Annotated in this window: 24 protein-coding genes and 1 pseudogene; 20 read left to right on the top strand and 5 right to left on the bottom strand. The window is 44.7% G+C overall.

What is annotated here, in order from left to right:
- The first annotated feature begins 13 nt into the window (after window positions 1-13).
- From ACWQXP_RS15580 to ACWQXP_RS15565, 4 genes are all read left to right on the top strand, one after another.
- Complete coding sequence (locus tag ACWQXP_RS15580; RefSeq protein ID WP_454063794.1) at window positions 14-1,234, top strand: HD domain-containing phosphohydrolase; 1,221 nt, start codon at window positions 14-16, stop codon at window positions 1,232-1,234.
- An 849-nt stretch (window positions 1,235-2,083) separates the two neighbouring features.
- A complete protein-coding gene (gene soxC, locus ACWQXP_RS15575) occupies window positions 2,084-3,370 on the top strand; it encodes a sulfite dehydrogenase (protein WP_454063793.1) in 1,287 nt (428 codons plus the stop codon).
- Window positions 3,357-3,938, top strand: coding sequence for a c-type cytochrome (locus ACWQXP_RS15570; RefSeq protein WP_454063792.1), 582 nt, complete (start codon window positions 3,357-3,359; stop codon window positions 3,936-3,938). The genes soxC and ACWQXP_RS15570 overlap by 14 nt, the downstream gene beginning before the upstream one ends.
- Window positions 3,939-4,109: 171 nt before the next feature.
- A complete protein-coding gene (locus ACWQXP_RS15565; protein ID WP_454063791.1) occupies window positions 4,110-4,253 on the top strand; it encodes a hypothetical protein in 144 nt (47 codons plus the stop codon).
- A 7-nt stretch (window positions 4,254-4,260) separates the two neighbouring features.
- Here the strand turns inward: ACWQXP_RS15565 and ACWQXP_RS15560 are convergent, their stop codons facing one another.
- A complete protein-coding gene (locus tag ACWQXP_RS15560) occupies window positions 4,261-5,931 on the bottom strand; it encodes an ArnT family glycosyltransferase (protein WP_454063790.1) in 1,671 nt (556 codons plus the stop codon).
- A 182-nt stretch (window positions 5,932-6,113) separates the two neighbouring features.
- On the opposite strand from ACWQXP_RS15560, the gene ACWQXP_RS15555 reads away from it, so the two are divergent.
- On the top strand, window positions 6,114-6,365 hold the full coding sequence (locus tag ACWQXP_RS15555) for a hypothetical protein (RefSeq protein WP_454063789.1): 252 nt from the start codon (window positions 6,114-6,116) through the stop codon (window positions 6,363-6,365).
- Between the two features lie 23 nt (window positions 6,366-6,388).
- Window positions 6,389-6,907: a septal ring lytic transglycosylase RlpA family protein gene (locus ACWQXP_RS15550; protein WP_454063788.1), complete on the top strand. Its 519-nt coding sequence runs from the start codon at window positions 6,389-6,391 to the stop codon at window positions 6,905-6,907.
- A 73-nt stretch (window positions 6,908-6,980) separates the two neighbouring features.
- Here ACWQXP_RS15550 and ACWQXP_RS15545 read toward each other — a convergent pair whose 3' ends face one another.
- On the bottom strand, window positions 6,981-7,979 hold the full coding sequence (locus tag ACWQXP_RS15545; RefSeq protein WP_454063787.1) for a DUF2278 family protein: 999 nt from the start codon (window positions 7,977-7,979) through the stop codon (window positions 6,981-6,983).
- 1,127 nt (window positions 7,980-9,106) lie between these two features.
- On the opposite strand from ACWQXP_RS15545, the gene ACWQXP_RS15540 reads away from it, so the two are divergent.
- The 14 genes and pseudogenes from ACWQXP_RS15540 to ACWQXP_RS15475 all read left to right on the top strand — a co-directional run bounded on the left by ACWQXP_RS15540 (window position 9,107) and on the right by ACWQXP_RS15475 (window position 20,556).
- On the top strand, window positions 9,107-9,841 hold the full coding sequence (locus tag ACWQXP_RS15540) for a TenA family transcriptional regulator (protein ID WP_454063786.1): 735 nt from the start codon (window positions 9,107-9,109) through the stop codon (window positions 9,839-9,841).
- Window positions 9,842-10,085: 244 nt separating this feature from the next.
- Entirely contained in the window at window positions 10,086-10,295 is a 210-nt protein-coding gene (locus ACWQXP_RS15535; RefSeq protein ID WP_454063785.1) for a hypothetical protein, read from the top strand.
- Window positions 10,296-10,321: 26 nt separating this feature from the next.
- Window positions 10,322-11,143, top strand: coding sequence for a hypothetical protein (locus ACWQXP_RS15530; RefSeq protein ID WP_454063784.1), 822 nt, complete (start codon window positions 10,322-10,324; stop codon window positions 11,141-11,143).
- A gap of 426 nt (window positions 11,144-11,569) precedes the next feature.
- Window positions 11,570-12,304: a TenA family transcriptional regulator gene (locus ACWQXP_RS15525; protein ID WP_454063783.1), complete on the top strand. Its 735-nt coding sequence runs from the start codon at window positions 11,570-11,572 to the stop codon at window positions 12,302-12,304.
- A gap of 77 nt (window positions 12,305-12,381) precedes the next feature.
- Window positions 12,382-13,191 carry an IPT/TIG domain-containing protein gene (locus tag ACWQXP_RS15520; RefSeq protein ID WP_454063782.1) on the top strand — a complete coding sequence of 270 codons (810 nt, stop codon included), beginning with the start codon at window positions 12,382-12,384 and terminating at the stop codon, window positions 13,189-13,191.
- 597 nt (window positions 13,192-13,788) lie between these two features.
- Entirely contained in the window at window positions 13,789-14,304 is a 516-nt protein-coding gene (locus tag ACWQXP_RS15515; RefSeq protein WP_454063781.1) for a Uma2 family endonuclease, read from the top strand.
- A gap of 659 nt (window positions 14,305-14,963) precedes the next feature.
- A complete protein-coding gene (locus tag ACWQXP_RS15510; RefSeq protein ID WP_454063780.1) occupies window positions 14,964-15,140 on the top strand; it encodes a hypothetical protein in 177 nt (58 codons plus the stop codon).
- 37 nt (window positions 15,141-15,177) lie between these two features.
- On the top strand, window positions 15,178-15,456 hold the full coding sequence (locus ACWQXP_RS15505; protein ID WP_454063779.1) for an SPFH domain-containing protein: 279 nt from the start codon (window positions 15,178-15,180) through the stop codon (window positions 15,454-15,456).
- Window positions 15,441-15,767: an XRE family transcriptional regulator gene (locus ACWQXP_RS15500; RefSeq protein ID WP_454063778.1), complete on the top strand. Its 327-nt coding sequence runs from the start codon at window positions 15,441-15,443 to the stop codon at window positions 15,765-15,767. Before ACWQXP_RS15505 ends, ACWQXP_RS15500 begins: the two co-directional genes overlap by 16 nt.
- Window positions 15,768-16,165: 398 nt before the next feature.
- Window positions 16,166-16,417, top strand: a complete 252-nt coding sequence (locus ACWQXP_RS15495) for a type II toxin-antitoxin system ParD family antitoxin (RefSeq protein ID WP_454063777.1) — start codon at window positions 16,166-16,168, stop codon at window positions 16,415-16,417.
- 1 nt (window position 16,418) lies between these two features.
- Window positions 16,419-16,708, top strand: a pseudogene (locus ACWQXP_RS15490) (type II toxin-antitoxin system RelE/ParE family toxin).
- A gap of 495 nt (window positions 16,709-17,203) precedes the next feature.
- Window positions 17,204-17,488 (top strand): ribbon-helix-helix domain-containing protein, encoded by a 285-nt coding sequence (locus ACWQXP_RS15485; protein WP_454063776.1) that lies wholly within the window; start codon window positions 17,204-17,206, stop codon window positions 17,486-17,488.
- A complete protein-coding gene (locus tag ACWQXP_RS15480) occupies window positions 17,472-17,777 on the top strand; it encodes a type II toxin-antitoxin system RelE/ParE family toxin (protein WP_454063775.1) in 306 nt (101 codons plus the stop codon). Before ACWQXP_RS15485 ends, ACWQXP_RS15480 begins: the two co-directional genes overlap by 17 nt.
- 544 nt (window positions 17,778-18,321) lie before the next feature.
- Window positions 18,322-20,556, top strand: coding sequence for a KAP family P-loop NTPase fold protein (locus ACWQXP_RS15475; RefSeq protein ID WP_454063774.1), 2,235 nt, complete (start codon window positions 18,322-18,324; stop codon window positions 20,554-20,556).
- 116 nt (window positions 20,557-20,672) lie between these two features.
- Here ACWQXP_RS15475 and ACWQXP_RS15470 read toward each other — a convergent pair whose 3' ends face one another.
- The 3 genes from ACWQXP_RS15470 to ACWQXP_RS15460 form a co-directional block, all read right to left on the bottom strand.
- On the bottom strand, window positions 20,673-21,281 hold the full coding sequence (locus tag ACWQXP_RS15470) for a recombinase family protein (RefSeq protein WP_454063773.1): 609 nt from the start codon (window positions 21,279-21,281) through the stop codon (window positions 20,673-20,675).
- 142 nt (window positions 21,282-21,423) lie between these two features.
- Window positions 21,424-22,800, bottom strand: a complete 1,377-nt coding sequence (locus ACWQXP_RS15465) for a DUF3987 domain-containing protein (RefSeq protein ID WP_454063772.1) — start codon at window positions 22,798-22,800, stop codon at window positions 21,424-21,426.
- Window positions 22,790-23,029 carry a hypothetical protein gene (locus ACWQXP_RS15460; protein WP_454063771.1) on the bottom strand — a complete coding sequence of 80 codons (240 nt, stop codon included), beginning with the start codon at window positions 23,027-23,029 and terminating at the stop codon, window positions 22,790-22,792. The genes ACWQXP_RS15465 and ACWQXP_RS15460 overlap by 11 nt, the downstream gene beginning before the upstream one ends.
- Between the last annotated feature and the right edge of the window lie 43 nt (window positions 23,030-23,072).

Here is a 23,072-nt window from a genome sequence, read left to right as displayed (position 1 = left end):
AGGAGAATGTGTTATGGAAAAAGTTCTATTTGTTGATGATGAATTGTTGGTGCTCCAGGGATACCAACGAAGTCTTCGTAAAGTCTTTCATGTTGAAATTGCTGAGGGAGCGGAGGCTGGACTTTCGATATTAGCCACCCATGGTCCCTTTCCAGTGATCGTTTCAGATTTCCGAATGGCGGGAATGAATGGAACGCAATTTCTCTCGATGGTCAAGGATCTCGCCCCTGACAGTGTTCGAATCATGCTGTCAGGACAAGCCGATATGACTGCGGTGGTGGCCGCCGTGAATGAAGGAGCTATCTTCCGATTTTTGAACAAACCTTGTCCACCTGAAACGTTAATCAAAGCCGTCTCAGATGGGATTCAACAATATCGTCTTATCCATGCTGAACGGGAACTCTTAGAAGAAACGCTGACCGGAAGCCTCAAAGCCTTGGCCGATGTGTTAGCCATTATCGACCCCGAAGCCTTTGGAAAAGCGGCACGAATTAAACGTTATGTGCAAGGCCTTGCAGAATACATGAAGTTGCCAAATATTTGGCAGTATGAGATTGCCTCCTCACTGTCACAAATCGGTTATGTGATTGCGCCTGGTTCCTTGTTTGAAAAGATGAAAAAAGGGGAAACCCTTTCACCTGAAGAAATACAAGTGTACGAACAATGTCCTCCAACCGGAGCGGATCTCCTCACAAGAATTCCTCGAATGAAAGAAGTTTCGATGATGATCGAATATCAATTAAAAAACTTTGATGGCTCTGGAACTCCCAGAAACTCAACCAAAGGCTACGACATTCCGTTAGGGGCTCGTCTCCTCAAAGTGGCGTTAGACTTTGACACGCTTCGCACCAGTAACATGCCAAGGGCGGAAGCCTTCCAGGAGCTTGAAAGTCGAATAGGACTCTATGACCCTGAAGTGCTCAAAGCGCTCTATGTCGTATTTGTCCCTGAACAAAAACATACCCTGACGCCTCTGGCATTAGATCAACTCGAACCCAATATGATCGTCGGCGAACCAATTACGGATACGACGGGGAAAGTGTTGATTCCGAAAGGGCAACTGTTGACCGATTGGATGATCAGACGTTTACATCAGATGACCAATGGACATCAGGTGAAATCACCGATATATGTGATCATGCCTACGAACAGTCATGCGGGTATTTCCACTAGCACTGATGCCGATAAAAAACCAACGGAACTCGCGGTCCCCAGCATGACGGCTTCGGACTGAGTATCCATTTCTGACTCGGCGATTCAAAGACAACTTTCTCTTTTACTAAAACGCTGCCTAGGCGACCTGTAATCAGCAATTCAGGAGGACATCCACATATCATCGTTGGTGGCCCATTCAACCCGACCAAGAGACACGCAACCACCGTCGCCTAGGCGACCTGTAATCAGCAATTCAGGAGGACATCCACATATCATCGTTGGTGGCCCATTCAACCCGACCAAGAGCCATGCAACCATCGTCGCCTAGGCGACCTGTAATCAGCAATTCAGGAGGACATCCACAGATCATCGTTGGTGGCCCATTCAATCCGACCAAGAGGCATGCAACCACCGTCGCCTAGGTGACCTGTAATCAACACTCCAGAGGCAACCCGGTCTCGCCGTTGGCAACCGCTTCAACCCGACCAAGAGGCATGCAACCACCGTCGCCTAGGTGACCGGTAATCAACACTCCAGAGGCAACCCGGTCTCGCCGTTGGCAACCGCTTCAACCCGACCAAGAGGCACGCAACCACCGTCGCCTAGGCGACCTTCTCAGTTAGGAAAACAGGGTTCAACGTGGAGGCCTGTGAAGGGTGCAAGGCCTTCCAGGCCATCGTGTTCCAAGCCTATCAGCTTGCAGGCAATTGGATTCGCGATAACTCTTCATGATCCACTAGCCTAGGAGTAGCACATAGGCACATTTTCCGCTTCTTCTCAGATCCTGCCCATCTCGTTTGACTTCACCAGGCATATTCGTAAAGGTTTTCCTCATGCTCATTATCGACTCCATGAATTCAGTGGAAGTCATAGCCCAACGATTCTTATAATGTAAGAATTGAGACGCATCTAGAATCAGGAGATTCTTATGAAAAATGACGATCACCCTCTAGCCAAAGCGACTGAGTCTCATTCTGCTGAGGCCTCAGAGAAACGTGAATCTAAATCTTTGCTTGACCGCCGGACATTTCTGGCAACTGGGTCATCGGTACTGGGGATTGCCGCTGTTCACGCTTTTTTCCCATCAGCGACAGTTGCGGCCTCCTCTTCTCCCAAAGATCCAACTCGAACCCCTGGATCCCTAGCTTCTTCCTATGGCACCCGTAGCGTTTTTGAGCAGGCCCAACGACTAACTTCCTCCACACGATCATTGACGCCACTGCAGCAGCTATCCGGGATCATCACACCGTCGGCGCTCCACTTTGAAAGACATCATAATGGAGTCCCGCTCATTGCCCCTCAAAGACATCGTCTCTTAGTTCATGGGTTGGTCCATCAACCCATGATGTTTACTGTAGAGGAACTCAAACGATTTCCTGCTCAGTCGCGCCTGGCCTTTATTGAATGTTCGGGGAATTCAGGAAAGGAGTGGAATGGCCCGAAAGGCAGCACCGTACAAGAAACTCACGGCCTGACCAGCACCAGTGAGTGGACCGGCGTCGCCTTATCAACGGTGCTTCAAGAAGCCGGCATACAACCGGAAGCTTCCTGGGTCCTGGCCGAAGGCAGTGATGCCGCCGCCCTAACCCGCAGCATACCTCTGGCAATGGTTCCCAAAGACACCTTGCTTTGCTATGCGCAAAATGGCGAACCCTTGAGACCTGAGCAAGGTTATCCTTTACGACTGCTTATTCCCGGCTGGGAAGGCAATGCCTGTGTAAAATGGCTGCGTCGTCTCAAGCTGATGGCCAATCCGGCGATGACTCGCGAAGAAACATCAAAATATACCGACCTGATGCCTGATGGAACGGCTCGCCAGTTTACTTTTGAAATGGATGCCAAGTCGGTTATCACCTCACCATCTGGCGGACAACAATTGGAGCAACCTGGGTTCATCGAGATTCGAGGGTTGGCCTGGACTGGGCGTGGACGGATTACACATGTCGACGTCAGTACGGATGGCGGAACATCGTGGCAAGCGGCTGAATTGCAGCAACCCGTTCTCCCAATGTGCCACACCCGATTTCGATTGGCTTGGCACTGGAGCGGACAAGAAGCGATTCTTCAAAGCCGTTGTGAGGATGAAACGGGCTATGTTCAACCCACGCTCACCGATCTCATTGCTGTTCGTGGATTCAACTCTTATTATCACAACAATGCCATTCAAAGCTGGAAGGTGAACAAAGAAGGGCAAGTTCACAATGTTCAGATCTAGCAGGTGGTCACTCTTACAAATAGGGCTTCTTGGTGTCGTCTTGCTCTTGTCTGTGACCATTGAATCTGTCGCGGCAGACTCAGAACAGAGAGCACCCTATGGCCTTGGTCGACCGGCCACTCAACCGGAAATTCAGTCATGGGATATTGAGGTTTCGCCGAATGGTGATAATCTTCCCTCAGGTCAAGGCACCGTGAAAGAAGGCGCTATGATCTACGCGGACTTCTGCGCATCCTGCCATGGGGCAACAGGGATTGAAGGACCCATGCCTAAACTTATTGGCGGACACGATACGTTACAGACCGACAATCCATTAAAGACCGTGGGAAGCTATTGGCCATTTGCCACAACCTTGTTCGATTACATTTACCGTGCTATGCCATTTACCGCTCCTCAGTCGTTAACTCCCCAACAAGTCTATGCCGTCGTCGCATGGATTCTCTTTCGAAACGGCATCATCGAAGAATCAGCTATTGTGAACGCGCAAACTCTTCCCGCTATTACCATGCCTAACCACAAAGGTTTTGTTCCAGATACCCGGTCTGCTCTTTCAAAGGTCACACCATGAAACCATTACTGCCTGTCCCTCAGGCATTATCTGAAGTTTTAGAACAAAGAGAAGAAGACGTCCCGGTTACCGTTAGTCTGGGGCACATTGAATTCACGACCTCCAGAACACCAGAAGCCCAACCATGGGTTTCTTCAAGGCGTACGTCTCCTTCACAATATGCAATATAATATGCAATATGATGATGCGAAAAAGGCCTTTAGGCAGGCGCAATCACTCGACATCACATTGGCCAGGGCCTATTGGGGTGAAGCCATGTCCGAGAATCATCCTCTCTGGGGTGAACCAAACCTCAAAGAAGGTCGCACCATTTAAGGACACTTTATGTTATCGAGACCAGCACAATTTTTGTCTTCGGCCTCAGAAATTCCCGAAGAATCCTGGACGTTAACCCAGGCGCTGGATTGATAATTTCTTGATATTGCGGTTCCGTCATCAGGATAACTAATTCACCCGACCTTTCAATTTCTTGTCGCACGGCTGCCAACGCCTCTTCATCATTTAACCCCTCACCAACCATCCCTTGGTGTTTATGCACATGCAGCCAATAGTAGAGATCCTCATCACTTCGCCAGTTCCAATGTTGGAAGGTTCGAATTGGATCATCGGGGTTTTTTAAAAATGATTGAACTTCGATCATCATATGCTTTGATGAAGCAACGGCATGAATACCTGGCACGATGAATACAACAATACCAATCATCAGACCAACGGCTAACATTCCTACCATCTTCAGTGCGAGCATTTCCCGAGCTTTGATCACTGCATACAACAACAGGCCAGCCCCAACAAACATGGGGACTTGGTACATCAACGGAAAGACATCAAACGGGACATTCCATTTTTTGTTCAGTAAATATGGCGCAACAATAATTAAGACGAGACAGAGAAAACTTAAGAGTCCGAGCATACGTTGAAACACAGATGTCTCCCACACGTTGAAATCTTCCCTCTCAAGGACACGATAATAGAAATACCCGACCAGCACCGCGATTCCTGGAACCATGGGCATTAAATATCGTTCATGCTTTTCAGGAAACAAAGAAAAAGCGAGAAAATAACCCACTACCCAAATCAAGAGAAACATTTCTCGTGGAGAATCCGTCAATGATCTCTGCTTCCAAAGAAGAAGCAAGCCGGACGGAAGCAGGACTGACCACGGAAAAAAGTCAAACCAAATCACAATGCCATACCAAACAATTGGGCGCTTTCCGAAATACCCATCAAGTATGCTGCCTTGGGTATCTCCGGCTATTCTCGTCATTCGGAGTAAGTTTTCTTTCAAGATATAATGCTGGAAAAATTCTCCCCCTAAGTAGGCATAGTACAATCCAAGCAGTCCGACAGCGCTCAACACTCCCGCCCCAAAAGAGGGAGTTTTCAAGGGCGCGGAATCCCGACGTATCAACAGGATCGTGAAGAAAAGTAAAACCGGTAGAGTCAAGGCGTGAAAATTTTTTACCATCGTCCCAAACGCCAATGCGACAAATCCAATGCTGTACCACCAAATTGTCCCTTCTTGAAAATAAGCTCGGACCAATCCTAGTACTCCCAAGGTCATACAAAATGTCAGGACGGGATCTATAATGGCCATGCCCCCAAACCACAACGAGACATAACACGTGAGCGTCACGAATGCGGCCCAGAATCCGGCTGTGGCCGAAAACAATGTCCTACCTAGCCAATACGTGATAACCACGGTTCCAAAGCTAAACAGTGCTGACGGTAACCGCAAGGCCGTTTCATGCCAACCCAAAAATTTGGTGGAGACGGCTTGGAGCCAAAAAAACATCGGAGGTTTATTCAAATACGGCTGACCATGCAAACTAAGATGAACATATTCACCCGTACGCACCATCGTCTCGGTCACGGATGCATAAAGACCTTCCGTCACTCCAAATAACGAAGACGAAATATTGTAAAAGAATGCGAGGAGGCCCATCGTTCCTAAGATACACCAATGTCCCCATCCGCTCTGACTGAATTGTTTCATAAATCGTATTTGAGAATATTGAACATATGCGCTATTTTACAATCGAAAAAATCCTCGCATCATCACACGCCTCTCCAGTTCCTTCAAGAGAATACCCAAAGATAAAACGGCTCATGTTATTAGAACCTGTGCTGTCGTGGAGGTGTATTGTATACGAGTTTTCGCAAGTGCTGTGAGGAATCATGTGTCGTGCAACATTAATTACAGAAATATTTCACCGGCCATGGGCACAGGCGAAATCAAATTTGAGAGTCAGTATGCTGATGATTGTGTTCATGGGCATAACCGCTCCTGGCTGTGCTTTGATAGAAGGGATAGCCAATATCGTATCAGGAACGGTCAAGGGAACCGTTTGGGTACTCAGAGGTGTCTATGAACCGTTGGCACGACGAAAATCATTTACCATATTGGGAAGTTTACTTTCGAAGTGGTGAGGGCCCCACTCGATTGGCCATTAATGAATGACGATATTGAAACCATTGACGGACTGCCGGTGAAAGAAGCCATTCGACAAGGGCGGGTCAAAGCCACTCCATATACGGTGAAAGGCCGGCGATATGCTCCGATGACCGTCGCCACGGCTCAAATGTATAGGGAGACAGGTATTGCGTCATGGTATGGGGCAGAAACACGACGTCAGAAGGGCAGGCATATGACGGCAAACGGCGAAGCCTTTAAACCCGAAGGGTTCACGCCAGCCCATAAATATCTACCATTACCCACAAATGTCCATGTGACCAATCTTGAGAATGGACGTTCGATTATTGTCAGGGTGAACGACCGCGGACCCTTCCCGAGTGAGAACAATCCCCATTCAGGAAAACGAATAATTGATCTCTGTTGGGGTGCGGCCAAACGTTTAGGATTTTTGAAGAAAGGACTCACCCGCGTTCGCGTTGAAACGATTCAACTGGGAGAAGAACAGAACCTATTTCGTCGTTCGTTGCTCGTATCTCGCGTAAGGAGTTTTTTATGATTTTTACGAGATACGATTCACAAGCGACGAGATACGGTTTCTTTCTTAGAGCAGCCTCGTCTTGGACAGGTTCCTAGAAAACCAATGTCCAGCCTTGCCTCTCAGCTTCTTTTTTCGTATACGACACACCGTCGATCTTCATGCCCTTCTGATCAATCAGCGTAATGATACTGCCCTTATTTGAAAGTTGAGCACCTTTTCCTGACAACATGACGCGCATGGTATCGCCAGATTCTATCGTAAGCCCTGAAAGTTCTTCCCGTTTTTCGTTTTTATCTAAAATTCCCCAACCAGCAAGATTCACTTGACTTGCCGTCGGATTGAGAAGCGTGACGGTTTCCCTTCCCACATCTCCACCTTGAGGATTCACTTGCGCCGCAATAATTTTGATGAGCCCTTGAGGATCTTCTTCAGGCTCCATAGGTATGGTATGTCCCGTTTCATCGTCGGTATGCCAGGACTGAGACTGAAACGCGAGAAATATGGCTACCCATTGCTCTTCGTTGGGAAAACGAACAAAGAGCGCTCCATCTTGCCACACCCCATCGTCTTCCATAAATCGGCCCACGTTGCCTTGATTCATATGAATGTCGTGTATGCCGTTACCCGGTCGAAAGCCAAAATACTTATCACGAATATTGGCTTCAGGCCCCCATCGTTCCCCAAAGGCGTACACGAAGGCATCTTCATCACGTAGGGCACGAGACAGATGCGCATCAATTTTTTCATTTAAATCATTATCAGGTCCTGGCACATCATGAGGAAGAGGAATAAGATCTTGGCGATCAAATAGATTCCCTCGTATAAAATCCAAAGCAAGTTGGCCGGGTCGACTTGGCAGAAGCGTAAAACCTGTTGGCTGCGTTTCTAGTTCCGCGAGCAGCGGATGCTGAAACCGTTCGTCCACCACGTACAACAATTCTGACGGACTTAGCTTCGATTTCACATTGACCGCAATTCGATAATCCGTCTCGTCGTCCACGAGATGAATTTGATAGTGAGGACTTTGCCCCATTCCCAATCGCTTTTGAATTGGGCGTCCCTTGAGAACACCATATTGATGTAGAGGCATCGCTCTCCTCCTCTGTCTTCATTGATCGAGGAACATAAACTATCTGTAATCACTTCAATTTTTATCAAAGCAATTCGTATACCGATTGAAATCTTCAACAATCCGCGATGTCAATTTTTATAACGGTTTGGAGAGATATCTTTTCGGATGCCAGAATGTATCCGAATGGATATGGACATCCGATTAAAAGACAGTGTCTAACTTTTTCTCTGACATGACTGCCAATTATTTTGAACAGGCTTTTCCCATGAATTCAGCGCTGTGAACCACCGCACTACGCTTGGAGCACAATTTTCCCTATCATCAAACAGCACCTTCTCCAAGGATTGTCATCTTTTCAAAAATGACAACAGCGTTGTCGAATTTTTGACATAGGCTATAGAAACATCATGGCCAAACAGTACAACTGGTTGGAAGATTGAGACACATCTTGCATCTAAATCACAGGGACAACGGGATTTATTTGTGGCGACTTGAACGGGGCGTTTTTAGCTAGTGGACACCACTCAATGAATATATGAAGCAAAACTCAACGGCTTCCAGTTGAAGATTACTTACTATTTTTAGGCAATATGCAAAAAAATAGAAAGTGTAATGAGTCAAGCATCAATTACAGAAACGCTAGATCTTTACGTGTTAGACCCTGCTGCAGGAACAACTACGACAGAATTCCATATAGACGAAGATTTCACGAAAGAGAATGAATGAGTGAAATTTTTTATTCGATTGTATCTCGACAAACATATTTCTCTGTAACCTCATCATTACATTCATCACTGCCTTCGTTTTGCCTGAATACCATTCTTTCATCTTCATCTACAATCGATAATTTCCTGGTGCGCAGATCCCATCGCCATCTCACAATAATATCTACTCAGATACAACTTCGTACCTGAAGAGATACAAGCATGCACGTGGACCAGACATACGGGTTTCGCTTAACGAAAATATTCACTATTTAGAGCAGAATTGGAGAGTTTTCGGTATTTTCTCCGAGACCAAAAATGTGGCCCATCAATTGCTTATTCAATACCATACAACCGTTTGAGGCACGACACATTGAACATTGGAAACAAAGATGATTCCAGCAACCTCTTCCAGCATTTACTTCATGTAGGAGGCACGTCATGTTAGTTGCCGTCGAAGCCGCCATCAATTCATGTCGCTATCCACAGTGGATTCAAGACATCGTCGTGGAGACAGAACACGGCGCACAGGCTGTCGCGAAGCATGAGGCCTGGTTCCGATTTAGTGATGGGACTATCCCACAAATTCAACATCAGGCATTGCTCGTGGGATTCTGGCCGCTGATCGAACGTTTCCCGCAATTTCTTGCTCTCAATCTTTTGAAATGTTCCTACGGAGAACAGCCAGGGCTTAACACAGCTCGTGGTTGGCTGATTAACAATCTTCGCATCGAACAACGGCACGTCGAGATGTATGAAGATTGGGCTCAATGCGCGGGCATTCCACGAAAGCAATTGTTTAACGCTCAGCGTTCAAAGGCAGCCATCGCCGTGACCGATTGGTGTTGGCATGTTTGCCAAGATGACGGATTAGCCGAGGCCATGGCGGCAACAAGCTATGCGATCGAAGGCGTGACAGCGGAATGGACGAAAATGGTGTGGGAAAGCCCATCCTATAAACTCTTTTTTGCCGAAGGACAGCGTAAAAAAGCTATGAAGTGGATTCAAGCTCACGCCGCCTATGATGAAACACACCCCGTAGACGCTTTGGACCTTATTTACAATCTGCTCGGGGATACACCGGATGAATCGAGAGTACAGAGGGTGAAGCATGCCATACAAAAAAGCTACGACCTGTACTTGCTGGGACTCGATACCGGCATGGCGGCAGCCTAATGCCAAAGGACAGGTCCCGTCGCTACAAGCCATGAGTCTTCTTAAGACGAGAATTTGAGAGAATCCCAAAAAGCATTGGGAGAACCGCGATTCAATAATTCGTCAACAAAAGTATGGACGATAAGTGAAATAGAGGAAACCAGCATGCACAGAAGAGGACATTTGATAATTGGAGAATCTGCAAGACACTGGAGAAGGATAGATGTGGTTGAACGCCTTCTTTCAAGTGGAGATAGAGGCTGTTATGAAAACGCTTATACAAATACTTGTTGATTATGTGGGTCATAGTGTGATCTTTGCCGCCTCGATCCTTACTCTTGTCGTGTGGGTCGTATACGACCAATTGTTATGGGATCAAACCTCTCTCAATTCAACAGAAATCACTGGATTATTTGTTACGGGCTTAATAATGTTCGACGTCGTCCGTTTGGGATATAGAAAATTTCGTGGATAAGCTTTTTTTCTACGGGCAAACTTGTCATGATATTATTGTTTTTACTACTAACCTTTCTCCTCGCTAGTACAAGTTGCGAATCCGTTCCCGAACCAAAAGATCGCCCCTTCAGCCAAGTAAATGGGAGAATAGAGGCGAGAACCCTACGTGGTAGGCCTGCAGGGTCTGATCCAGCTATACAAGTGGAGCACAACCAACAATTGACAGACATACAAATCTTAGTCCGAGATTTTCTCAAAGGTAAAGAAAATCGAGAGTTCGGCTATTTTGTCTACCTAATATTTACCGAACAGTCAGACGCCACCTACCCCCAAAGACTTGCTGCGGCAAAAGCATTTATCTGTCAACACTCAAATGTTTCTGAAGCATATGAACTTGGGTTACAAACATCCCACTTAGCGGTGTTTTATGCTCCGATTACCTATCGTACCAATGTAGTAAATTTACGTCGTTCTACAAAACCCAATGACTTGTTACGAGCCTACAATTATACGCTTGGTAAAGTATTACTTGGAAAACTGATTAAGCGGAACCCCTCCGCAGAAGAGAAATTAAATTTCACCGTCGGGATCATCGGCTCTCCCACTCCCCTTGTGGAAATCAATGAAAACACAGATAGTCCCCAATTACAGATTCTTGCACTCGACAAAGACAATCCTTATCAAATTGCGAGACGGATACGTGCATTTAGAAAGGGCTTAACGACTCAGGCATTCAACAATCATCTTGCAGGATACGTTGACTCTTCCAACTTCGCATCAAAAATGCGAAACTTTTTTTATTCCGTTGGGTCAGTGATCTATCCAGAATCTGCCAGCACTGAAGACTCAGAACACGCCTGTGTGTAGACTTCAAACGGGCATCACTCTCCGCCCTCATCTTCACTAAGCGAAGAGCATTGACATTCCAATTCACTTCCAAATTCTAGCGCAGCTTTTCGTCTCTCGACGAAATTCTCAAACGCATTACCATATAAAAATCACGAAACATCATCAACGTATCTTTTCGGATACCGCCTCGTGCCTAAATGGATACGAACACCCACCTCAAGAAATTTGTATGGTCCTCTTTTTCGTGTCGTTCAAAATTCTTTGACGCAGGTTTGTTGGGTCTATGGTGGTATTTCTGAAAGCCTATCAGGTTTGGTCCACGACTTGCGTTATCGAGAAATGAGACTGTTCAGAATTATCAACTTGAGTATCCATGACAAAAAACCGTAAACAGAGTTCATTTCCACCACAATCTTCAGTTTTTACCCCAAGAGAGGGAATGCCATGTTACAAGCCGTCGAAGCCGCGATTAATTCCTGTCGCTATCCACAGTGGATTCAAGATATCGTCGAAGAAACTGAAAAGAACGCACAGGCCGTCGCGAAGCACGAAGCCTGGCTTCGATTTAGTGATGGCACGATTCCTCAATCCAAACACCATGCTTTACTCATGGGATTCTGGCCTCTCATTGAACGCTTTCCACAATACTTGGCTCTGAATCTTCTGAAATGTTCATACGGAGAGCACCAAGGATTAAGCAAAGCCCGAGGGTGGTTGATCAAAAATCTTCGAATCGAACAACGGCATGCCGAAATGTATCGGGACTGGGCGGAATGCGCGGGTATCCCACGAAAGAAACTGTTTAGCTCACAGCGACCAGCGGCAGCCACAGCCGTTACTGATTGGTGCTGGCATGTCTGCGAAGCTGACGGACTATCGGAGGGGATGGCCGCGACCAACTTTGCCATTGAAGGCGTGACAGGAGAATGGACGCAGATGGTATGGGAAAGCCCAGATTACAAACTCTTTTTTGCCGAAGATGAGCGCAAACGAGCCATGAAATGGATTCAAGCCCACGCCGCCTATGATGATAAACATCCTGTTGAAACCCTGGATATTATTCATAATCTTCTAGGCGATGCGCCAGAAGAAACGAAGGTCCAACGCGTCAAACACGCGATCCAGAAAAGCTACGACCTGTACTTGTTGGGACTCGATACCGGCATGGCAACAGCCTAATCCATATCGATAAACCACGTCGCCAAAAATTGTTTTTCTTTAATAAATGAAAGCCGTTAGTTGAAAGAAGAAGACTCATGGACTGGACGAAATCCGAATTTTGGCTTTCCATATTTCTTGTGGGATATTTGCTTGTAGTGGGAATGGGTTCTGCTGGAATAGTGATCTACAGTTTTCCGGAAAAACATAACGAAGAAATTATTTTCCCCAGAACCGACATTCAAAATGGATCATATGAGGTCTTACCTTACCTAAAATTTGAAAAAACAGACCAAGGGTTAATGCTCTTGGCCTTTTTGGCTGGAATAGCAGGGAGTTTTCTTCATGCTGCGCAGTCCCTCAGCTCATATCTTGGCAATGGCACCTTTAGAGCTTCTTGGACAGTTTGGTATTTCTTAAGACCCTGGATTGGTGGGGTGTTAGGATTTTCTATTTATTTTGCTCTACGAGCTGGTCTATTTACAGGAACAGCCAGCGTGAATCCCCACGGACTAGTCGCCTTTGGACTGTTAGGTGGATGGTTTTCTAAAACCACGACGGACAAGTTACAGGAGGTGTTTGAAACACTGTTTAAAACTAATGAAGACAACAAACGAAAGGATAAGTTACAGGTACTCAACCCACCTACCATTAACAGTATTGTTCCCCCGATCATCTCATCCAGCACACAGGAAGTATTTATTTCAGGTTCCGACTTTTTAAAAGGGGCCGTGGTCAACATCAATGGGAAAGAAACTCTTACCGAGTTCATTTCGGAAACCGAGCTAAAAGTTTCATTTTCACCAGCCTTTCAACGACCCGCAACAGGGACAAAAACTCAACTTTATGTAAAAAACCCAAAAGGCATTAATCGCAAATCCGATGACTTCGATATAGAATTTCAATAGGGTGTTCTGTATAGCAAGGACCGCGTTTAACAAGGCGGTAGAGTATTCTTTTTGTCGCATGTCTCAATCTAAAGAAGATCACCATGTACGCTCTTCGATTCTTGCGTACGCATCTGCACACTAAGTCCACGCATTCATCCAACCCGCTTGACGGACAAGTTTGCAGCGGAATCTAGGGAGGTACAGACTTGCGCCAAGAAGTATTTTTAATATTATAAAACACGCGTCTTGACCCCTTTTTCTATCGAGACACCCTACTCCAGGCCATTCGCCATGGGGCCGTCGTCTGTTGGCCATACATCAACCTGCTAGGGGAGTATGATTGCTCGGACGAACGGCTGCCAGATTCCGTGGGAACAACGCCCCCGACACTCGTGGCCTGAGACATCCTCAAAAACGGGAGGTCCGAAAACGACCATTCAATAACTAGCTCAAGAGGTTAGCCCAATTCTTATGTGACTTTTGATCCGGTTATGGGGTTAGACCCAACATCTATGTACACTCGCTTGATCGGCTCAAAAAGGGCGGCGAAAGCTTCTTTACGCAGTATTGAATGCATTGACAGGATGAAAAACCATTCCTAGAATGAACAGTATCATGTATACCGATACCCTGATTTCTCCAGAAGAGTTATCCGACCGGTGGGCGGAGCTCGCTCAAGATAAACAGTCACCGGACTATTATGAATTGACCGAATATGGAGAACTTGTCTTGAGTCCACGCGCAGAGACGAGTCATCAACGGATTTGTTCAAGCCTGGTTCGACAATTAAGCCAACAACTGGGAGAGGAAGCCGTCCAAGAAGTAGCTGTCTTGACTACGACGGCCGGAATTCGCGTACCCGACGTGATCTGGATGCCTCTCGAACGCTGGAATCAGCTACCCAAGAATGCCATACTCGAAGCCCCGGATATTGTCGTGGAAGTCCTCTCACCCGGCAATCGTCAACCCGAAATGAGCCATAAGATCCAAGGCTATCTTCAGTCCGGCGTGGAAGAAGTCATCGTGATTGGCCTCACCGGCACCATCGAATATATCCGCGAAGATGGCGTGCATACCGCATCCAAGTTTAATCTCAATCTTGTCTTTCCTCCTCAGCTCTTCGCAATATAGAGTTCTTACCAAAAGGTCTGTTCACGAAAATATGATGAAGTTATTCAACGTCTGCCCTACGAGCGGGCTCAACTTCCAGAATATTGCATGCTAGGGTCCTAGGCACATTCGTGTAATTTTACACGCTAAACCTATGGGATGTGAGTCTGCTGATGGTTTGGAGTCCTTATTTACGTGATAATCTCTACTTGCCGGAAGGAGCCACAAATCGCAATCGAACGCGTTTATTATAGAGAGACGTTGCCAACGACTCGAATCTGTCGCCCGTGACATCACCTATGTCTAATGTTATCGCCTTGCTCTTATGTGCATACATGTTAATTAATCCCTTCGGCCCGCCGGGAACGGCAATTGTTGGATAGTATTCATTCTTCATTCGGTCAACGGCACGCGGAGGGATCCCCAAAACTCTATTTTTATCATGTCGTAAGGCTTGTTTCCTTTTAAGGACAAGGTGATGCTGATGACACCTGAAACACGCGTCTCATATGCTAAAGGACTAGGGCAGGAACGAACGAGACCAAATGAATCCAGAGCATAGTAGCCACTACTCTTTTATTCTTCATAATCAATAGTGATTATTACATCAGAACTTTCATCAGCTTTAGATTGTACGACATAATTGTCTTCGGCCAACCATTTTTTATTCTACGGTGACGATGGATGTTCCTGCACAAAATGTCATTACCAAAGATAATGTCTCGATCAAGGTGACTGCGGTCGAGTATTTCCGCGTCGGTGACGCACAGCATGCCATCATTGAAATAGAACCTGTAGGCTATCTCAATGCTGGTACAAACTACGCATCGGAGTGTCTTGGGACAAAGTCAGCTTAACGATTTGCTTTCACGATGAGATGAAATTAATGCTAACTTGCAACGCATTCTCGACCAAGCACCAGAACCGTGGGGCATGAAAGTGTCAGCGGTTGAAGTGAAAAATGTCGATCTCCCTCAGGAAATGCAACGCGCCATTGCTCGCCAGACCGAAGCAGGACGAGAACGTCATTCAAAAGTTATTCACGCAGAAGGAGAATATCAGGCTTTTCAACGATTAACAGATGCCGCTAACGTCCTGAGTGAATATCCTGCTTCTTTACAATTACTGGCTGGCTGGCCAACAAGGAGAATGAAATCATGGTACGCACGATAGAAGAAGTTGCGGCATCTTTGCCAAAGAAACAACAAAAACGTATCGAACAACGCTTTCAGGACATGAAAGCTGAATACATGGCCTTACAAGATCTTCGAAAAGCCATGGAACTGACACAAGAAGAAGTTGCCGCGGAGTTAAACATGAAACAAGGTAACCTTTCCCGTCTCGAAAAACGTAGCGATTTAATGATATCCACGCTGCGGAAATATATTGAAGCCATGGGAGGCAGTCTTAATATTGTTGCTGAATTTCCTAATCGCCCTCCGGTCAACATCACCGGATTTTCTGAAACGCCTCACTCAAAGTAAACGTAATTCGTTTTTTGTTACCCTTGCCATTGCACCAATTAGCAAGAATTAAATTCACAAAAATCACTTAACTGTCAAATGGTTACGATGTTTCTTACGCCTAAACGAAGCTACCTCAAACAAATTATTCCAAACTTTTGAAGATTGGAACTGCATTCTGCAAGACGTTTCAATCAATCTTAGCCTACCCTTTTACCATCCATCGTCACCTGGGGAGATAGAGCGGCCTTCCATGCGAGAACAGCTATACGTATTGGAACCTGAGTTATAACGATCCCCAGAATACTAAGCCGTTCTTTCACTTTTCTGTATTTTCAAGATCTTCGTCAAGGAGAAGAAATCCTTGCAGGATATACCATTACATGGTATTTAATAATATGTGAAAGGAAGGTGAAACGATGGCCAAAAATACCAGCATTATTCTTGGTGAGCATTTTGATCAGTTCATTAGCACCCAAGTTCAGGAAGGACGTTATGGGTCTGCGAGTGAAGTGATCCGTCAGGGGCTACGGTTATTAGAAGAGCATGAACAGAAAGTGATTGCTCTGCGGCAAGCTCTCATTGATGGGGAAAACAGCGGAGATGCTGGACGGCTCGATATGGAAGAAATTAGAAAGTCAGCGAAAAAGAAAGCGGGTGTAAAGCGGTAGGATGATCGAGATAAGAAAAACCGCACTTGCTAAAAGCGACCTTGAAGATATTTGGCTCCACAGCTTTCAAGAGTGGGGAGAAGCACAAGCGGATACCTATCATGATCACCCCACTCAAGTGATAGAACAACTTGGACACAACCCGCAACTTGGAAACCCTGCGATCATGTTCAGGCAGGGTATCGCATGGTTCAAGCTGAACGACATACGATTTACTATCAACTCCATGACGACCACCTCATGATTCTTCGCGTCCTGCATGAGCGGATGGACCCCACCAAACACTTGTAGAACTTCCTCGAAAATCTGAACACGTCAATCGGAAGCCGTTTAATCAAAAAACTGCAGGAACAAGAAAGCCTCTTCCTATTATTCAGGAAGAGGCTCAACAAAGAATGACATTGATAATAAGAAAAGATTTTCAACTCTAGCTTCGGCGGTATTGCCAGGCACATAAAACTGTAAGCTTCCCAAAGTGAAAGACGGGTAAAACGCAGAGCGCTTCTGCTTCTTGACGGGGAAGCTTATAACATTACCTTCCAAATCAGACAGTTATAGCGAAACCAAATAACTTCCAGCCGAATGTACATCATGTACACAGCGCAAAACACACGCCGTACAGACGGAAGTATATTGGAACGGCTATAAGCGAACTATTTTATCCACCACCCAAGGATCAGAAGCCTTCAATAGCTGTAAATGCTATTTTCCTTCCCTATATGCCTTAATCATGATATAATTAGGCATGTATTATGATTATAATCGTATCATATTGAGGGTATCGCTATGAATATTAGATTCCCAGACGTAGATGAACACTACATCAAAGCCAAGGTCGATGCCGGATTTTATATGAATGAAACCGAGTTGGTTCGTGATGCGGTTCGCCATATGCGCGAGGAAGACGAACGCAAAAACCAGTTTCTCTCAGCAATCAAAGTCGGGCAAGACCAGGTCGCCAGCGGGCAACACCGTGAACTTACGCCGGAAGTGTTGAACGAGCTTCGGCAAGCCGCCACACGGAAAATTCAAGAAGGACACAAGCCCAAGTCTGATGTCCTCCCCGAATAAATACACCCTCTCCCTCACCCAAGAAGCAGAAAGCGATTTTATCGATATTCTGGTTTATACCGCTCAAAAATGGGGTGAGGAAAAACTGCAAGAATACGATGCCTCCCTTTGTCATGCGCTGGATGTTATCAAAGACAATCCCTTTCTGGGTTACCGGCATCCATTGTTAACCGAAGATCATCGATGTTTTACTGTGCACAAACATGTCTTGGTCTATCAGATTAAAAATTCCCATATCGATGTGCTGCGAATACTGCACCAACGCATGAACTTTCCCAGCCATTTATAAACATTTCATTGGACTTCTCAGCCAGGAAACTTACATGCATTCTCACTTCCGTGTAGAGCAGTCGTCAGATTAGTGCGTTCGCCAGGAATTACCCTGACAGCAAATCGAAGACATTCAAACTGCTCTCTTTATGTTTTTGGAAAGAGTGAAGGAGGGTAAAGCAGTAGTGGCGCGCCCGGAGAGACTCGAACTCCCAACCCTCGGTTCCGAAGAAGCATCTGAAGGCAATACGACTAATGATGATGAAGTGTGATTAAGGCTCTTAAGCCTTCGTAAAAACAGTAGATTTTCTATGTTGAAGTGCTATGATTGATGATTGAGATAGATTCAGAATCGGGACCAAAACCGGGACTGAACCGGGAGTAAAACCGGGATCAGGGTAACTACTTGGGGTTTTTCATAATTGTAGATTTATATGTTCCTTTACATTAGTCTACTACCCTGTTCAAAATCTCCTCATAATTTAAAAGCCCAATTCATTAATGCCATATGGCGTTAGCCTAGCCTTTTGGTGATTCCAAATGAATTAAATTTGAATTTCAATATGACTGACTTCACTAATCATTTCGACCCTTCCACGGATCGCCCGATTACGTCTCGACAAGAAGATATCCTCGATAGAAAAATTTTTGCTGCTTCCCTCGCTAAGAGTATTAGCGGTTGGAAACATAAAGACAGCCTTGTAGTCGCTCTCTTTGGCAGATGGGGAAGTGGGAAAACATCCATTAAAAACATGGTTCTAGAGTCTTTGAAAAATAATGCAGATTCCCCCAAGATTGTTCCGTTTAATCCATGGCAGTTGGCCGATTGTGATCGGTTGAATTCCGCCTTCTTTCAAGAAATTGGAAATACGTTAGGTCACGAAGCTAATAGTAATGAATGTAAAAAAGCGTCCTTAAAGCTTATTAAATATGAAGCCTATCTAAAGACTGGCACTCATATTTTTTACGGAATTCGGATTTTGATAAAGGGGTTAATTCGGTGGATTTCACTAGTAATCATAATTTCTGGCCTTGCAATAGACTTCGCAAGTATGAAGCCTTATGTCCTCCGAATAATATCAGGTATTGGGGTTCTTATATTCATTAGCACCTTTTTTGAAAAAACTTCAGAATGGTTGTCGGGTCTTTTTGAGAAAAGAGCAGCCATTCAGGCAGCAAAAGCACAAATTCAAGAGAAGGGTTTGGAGGAGAGAAAAAGTGAGATTTCCGCTCTCCTAAAAAAAATACCAAATCCAATCCTCATTGTAATTGACGATGTTGATCGTCTTACTCATGACGAGATTAGGCATCTTTTTCAATTGATAAAGGCTAACGCAGACTTTCCGAACCTTATATATCTCATTTTGTGCGATCAAGAAGTTGTAGAAGAGAGCTTAGATCAACTAATTCCAGGGAAAGGAAAAGAGTATCTAAAGAAAATCATTCAAGTCCCCTTTAATATCCCCCAGATTAAAAGGGAAAAAATAAAACAACTGTTTTTCGACGGTTTGAGGGAAGCATTGAAGGGATGTGAGGATATTATACAATTTGACTCAAGATGGGACACGATGTTTGATGAAGGAATAAATCATTACTTTCAAACAATCCGTGATGTTAATAGGTACATGAACTCACTCTCTTTCCATTTTTCACAATTCCAAAATGAAAACACCCTAGAAGTAAATGCTGTTGATGTAATTGCCTTAGAAGTATTAAGAGTTTTTGAAGGAGATGTCTATAAAAAACTTTATGAAGGTAAGCTATTTCTTACTGACCGCTATCTTCTTTCGACTAATAAAGAAGCAGATGAATCATTTAAACAGGAGCTTTCAAAATCGGCAAATAATAAGGAAATTGTCAACACGCTCTTAAAAGAACTTTTTCCAATTTCAAGGTGGGAAAAGGACCCATTAATGGATACGCATGCAGACGAAGGTGAGTTATTAAAACATTTGCGGGTTGGTCACCCACAAATGTTTCATCGATATTTCACCTTTACCATTCCAGAAGATGAAATTTCTCAAGCCGACGTTAGAAGGGTTCTCAATCATTCTGAGAACAAAGAATTGCTCCTGAAGGACTTTAGGTCATACATGCAACGGGGACTACTGGGGGAGTTACTGGAGCGTCTGACAGTCAACTTGGCAGGAATTGAATCGGGGGATTCTGTAATATTCATTTCTACACTTTTTGAAGTTGGAGATGAATCTAAAGATGGAAAGGACAACTTGCAGATAGATTCATTAGTTCAAAAACTTCTACAGGAAGAGGGTGACATTGATGCAAGGTATGAACTGTTAAAATCTTCTATTGAGAGCAGTCAGGCGATCGTCACTCCAACGTTCCAGGTATTTAGGCAACTTCAAGCTTATTCACAAAATAGTGAGACGTCTTCCTTGCCTGAGAACTCTAAGGAAAAGCTTGAATCACTTAAAGAGGTATGCATACCCAGAATTCGAGAGGGTTTTCATAGTGGACGGTTGAGAAGACACCCTGAACGTAAAAGTTTATTAGCAGCATGGGAAGATTGGACCTCAATTGAGGAAGTAAAAAAATGGGTGAAACAGGAGATTCAAGAAAGAGAAGGTCTCTTTTCCTTTATTAATACATATATTGGAAAAGGAACAATGGGCCAAAAACCTCAGAAATACATCAATCGTCCAGCACTAGAGAAATTCACTTCGATTCAGGAGCTAGAGCAAAAGCTTAGCGAAGTTCCATCGGAGGAACTCTCTTATGAAGAGAATGAGATAATCACTATATTTAAACAATCTACGTCGGACTTTGTAGGTATGTAGTCAAAAACAGTTGATTTCGAAGCACGGGGTCATTCTAAATAGCTTTACCTTACGAACCTGTTCTATTCAACATAGTCCCCAAATCATTTGATTTAAGGACAGGTTGAATCGTACTGCTAAGTCGTTGAAATTTTGGAGGATGGAGGATTCAATTTTTGACAGGATTTATGGACAAGAGATTTAGAAACTTTCAAAGTCTTACCAATATCTCTCAACGATACGCCTTGATTTCTCATGCTGTGGATTGTCTCTATAACCCTCCCATCAATTATAGGACGCCTGCCTAACTTCTTTCCTTGCTCTTTGGCTTTTCGCAAGCCTCCTTTAATTCGTTCCACAATAATATTGCGCTCTAACTCTGCGATGGCGCCAACAATGGTGAAGACAGCTTTTCCCAATGGAGAGCTTGTATCAATATTTTCTTGATACGAGATGAAATCAATAGCAAGGTGGCGAAATTCTTCTAAGCCCGTGATGAGCTGTTTGGTTGAGCGGGCAAAACGATCAAAACGCCAACACAGAACAGCATCGAACTTCCTTTTTCTGGCATCATTCCAAAGAGCATTTAGTGCGGCTCGATTGTCTTTTGTTCCACTTACTGCTTCATCACAATACTCTTGATAAATAGCAAGGCCTCGTTGCTGGCAATAGCTTCGAAGGTCTAATAGCTGCATAGTTACAGATTGCTCACCTGTTGAGACTCTTGCATAGATAGCTACTTTCATATGTTAACCTCTGAGCCCTATGACCAATAGCTTTATACGACATACGATTTAAACGATTTAAACGACATAAGGCCATCAAAAACTAGATCTCCTCCCCCTTTTGTCGTTTAAATCGTTTATGTCGTAGTATCGTCAGTTTTAACTATAAGTGAAGCCATCTTTCTTCAGATCGTCCGTTTGTTGTTCTCATCTCCATTCGCACTTTGCCTTGCTTCAGAAGGTTGGATAAGCTTCCCTGAATACCTTTGGTTTTTTTATTGCGGCTGAACAGATCTCGAATCTGGCTCCTTGTCATTCCGTCGGGCTGTTCCCTTAACTGCAACCATATTTTTTCTGCAATGGGGTCATGCATTCTTTGGCCAAAAATGTATTGTGCTGAATCTTCACAATATTTCCACAAACTCAACGCGGCACATAGGTGAGGACCCAGTATAGTAGTTGAACGTTCTAATAAGGCATACAGACAAGCTATGCGCATGACTTGTGCCTCGGCACGATTGGTGATACCCCCCAATAGACCAGGCTTACCTTCAGACAGCGATGGATAGACTATACTCCAGATTTCCTTGGCTTCTTCGTCCCGTTTTATTTCTCCTACACCTCGTGAAAATTCAATCACTTGCCTCAACTGTTCAATCCAAGGACTGAGGTTTACACGATCAAATGCCCCTCCTTCTGGTAGAATATTCGATCGTCTCACACAAACCCAAAGAATCCGATTCGCAAAGCCATTTAACGCTTCGGTGTCCGTCATGTTCTTAACAATTTCATCTTTGGTAATATGACCTACAAGAGAAATATGCGCCTCAGTAGCCTGGGTTGGATTATTCTTAGTGAGAGTCATTAAATCTCCAGTGTCCCAAGCTTGACGAAGTAAGGGTGAGAGTGTATTGCCTACTCTCTTCAACACTCCAATAGCACTCGCAAATTCACTCTCATACACTAGAAGACGTTTGTCCTCCACTCCGGGATCTATTATTTCTTGAGACCCACTATCGATCTGTGTTCTGTCCAAAGACATCATGCCGTGTTTATATATGGGATCACGTACTTTATGTATTACCCCTTCTCCAGAAGACAACCCTGATTTGATTTTTTCTTTAGCCCAATGAGCGTCAACTTCTGAAAAGATTTTCCTCACATACCCCCAGGACGTACCCTTTCTCCCTTTAGAAGTTTCTCCAACCAATACCGTAAATAGGTTAAGAGAATGACAATCAGCTTCCGCACAAAAGTGTGGTTTTCGGCCAATCATATTCCCGAACGCGGTAAGTACTTGTAGAAGAAGTCCGGAAATATCAGCTTCAGAGTGAGGTTGAATAATTCCAATAAGATCTCCAGCTAGTCCATGCAAGGCTGTCTTCTCCAATGTCGGCCATCCTTTGGGAATACCATCTCTTTCCGCGTTGAAGGGGTTGCTCATCAATCCATTGTGGTTGTAGTCAAAAGAAGTGGACTCACAAATGATATTTTGTGAATGATCTAAGAGATGTTGTTCATTGGTACTGTTACTTCCCATTTAAGCGAGCCTCTATTTTGGATCTTCTTTCTAATAACCACGGATGGGGGTGGTCATCCATCACGATCCGCCAATTGATTTTGACTCTCTCTTTTTTCAAATCGTCCGACGTCATGGTTGTTAAATCTAGGTGGTGATATTGCAGGCGTTCTTCCTCGGTATTCAAAGGATGTGGTACAGGGCAAAGAGTATCCAATATGAATTTCTGACTTTCTTTTCTTGGTTTCATCCGTTCAACTCTTTGAAGTAATAGGTCATACCGAATGTTGGTA

Source organism: Candidatus Nitrospira salsa (genome assembly GCF_965152625.1).
Note: the sequence above shows the minus strand (reverse complement) of the source record. Positions and strands in the feature narration are given on the sequence as shown.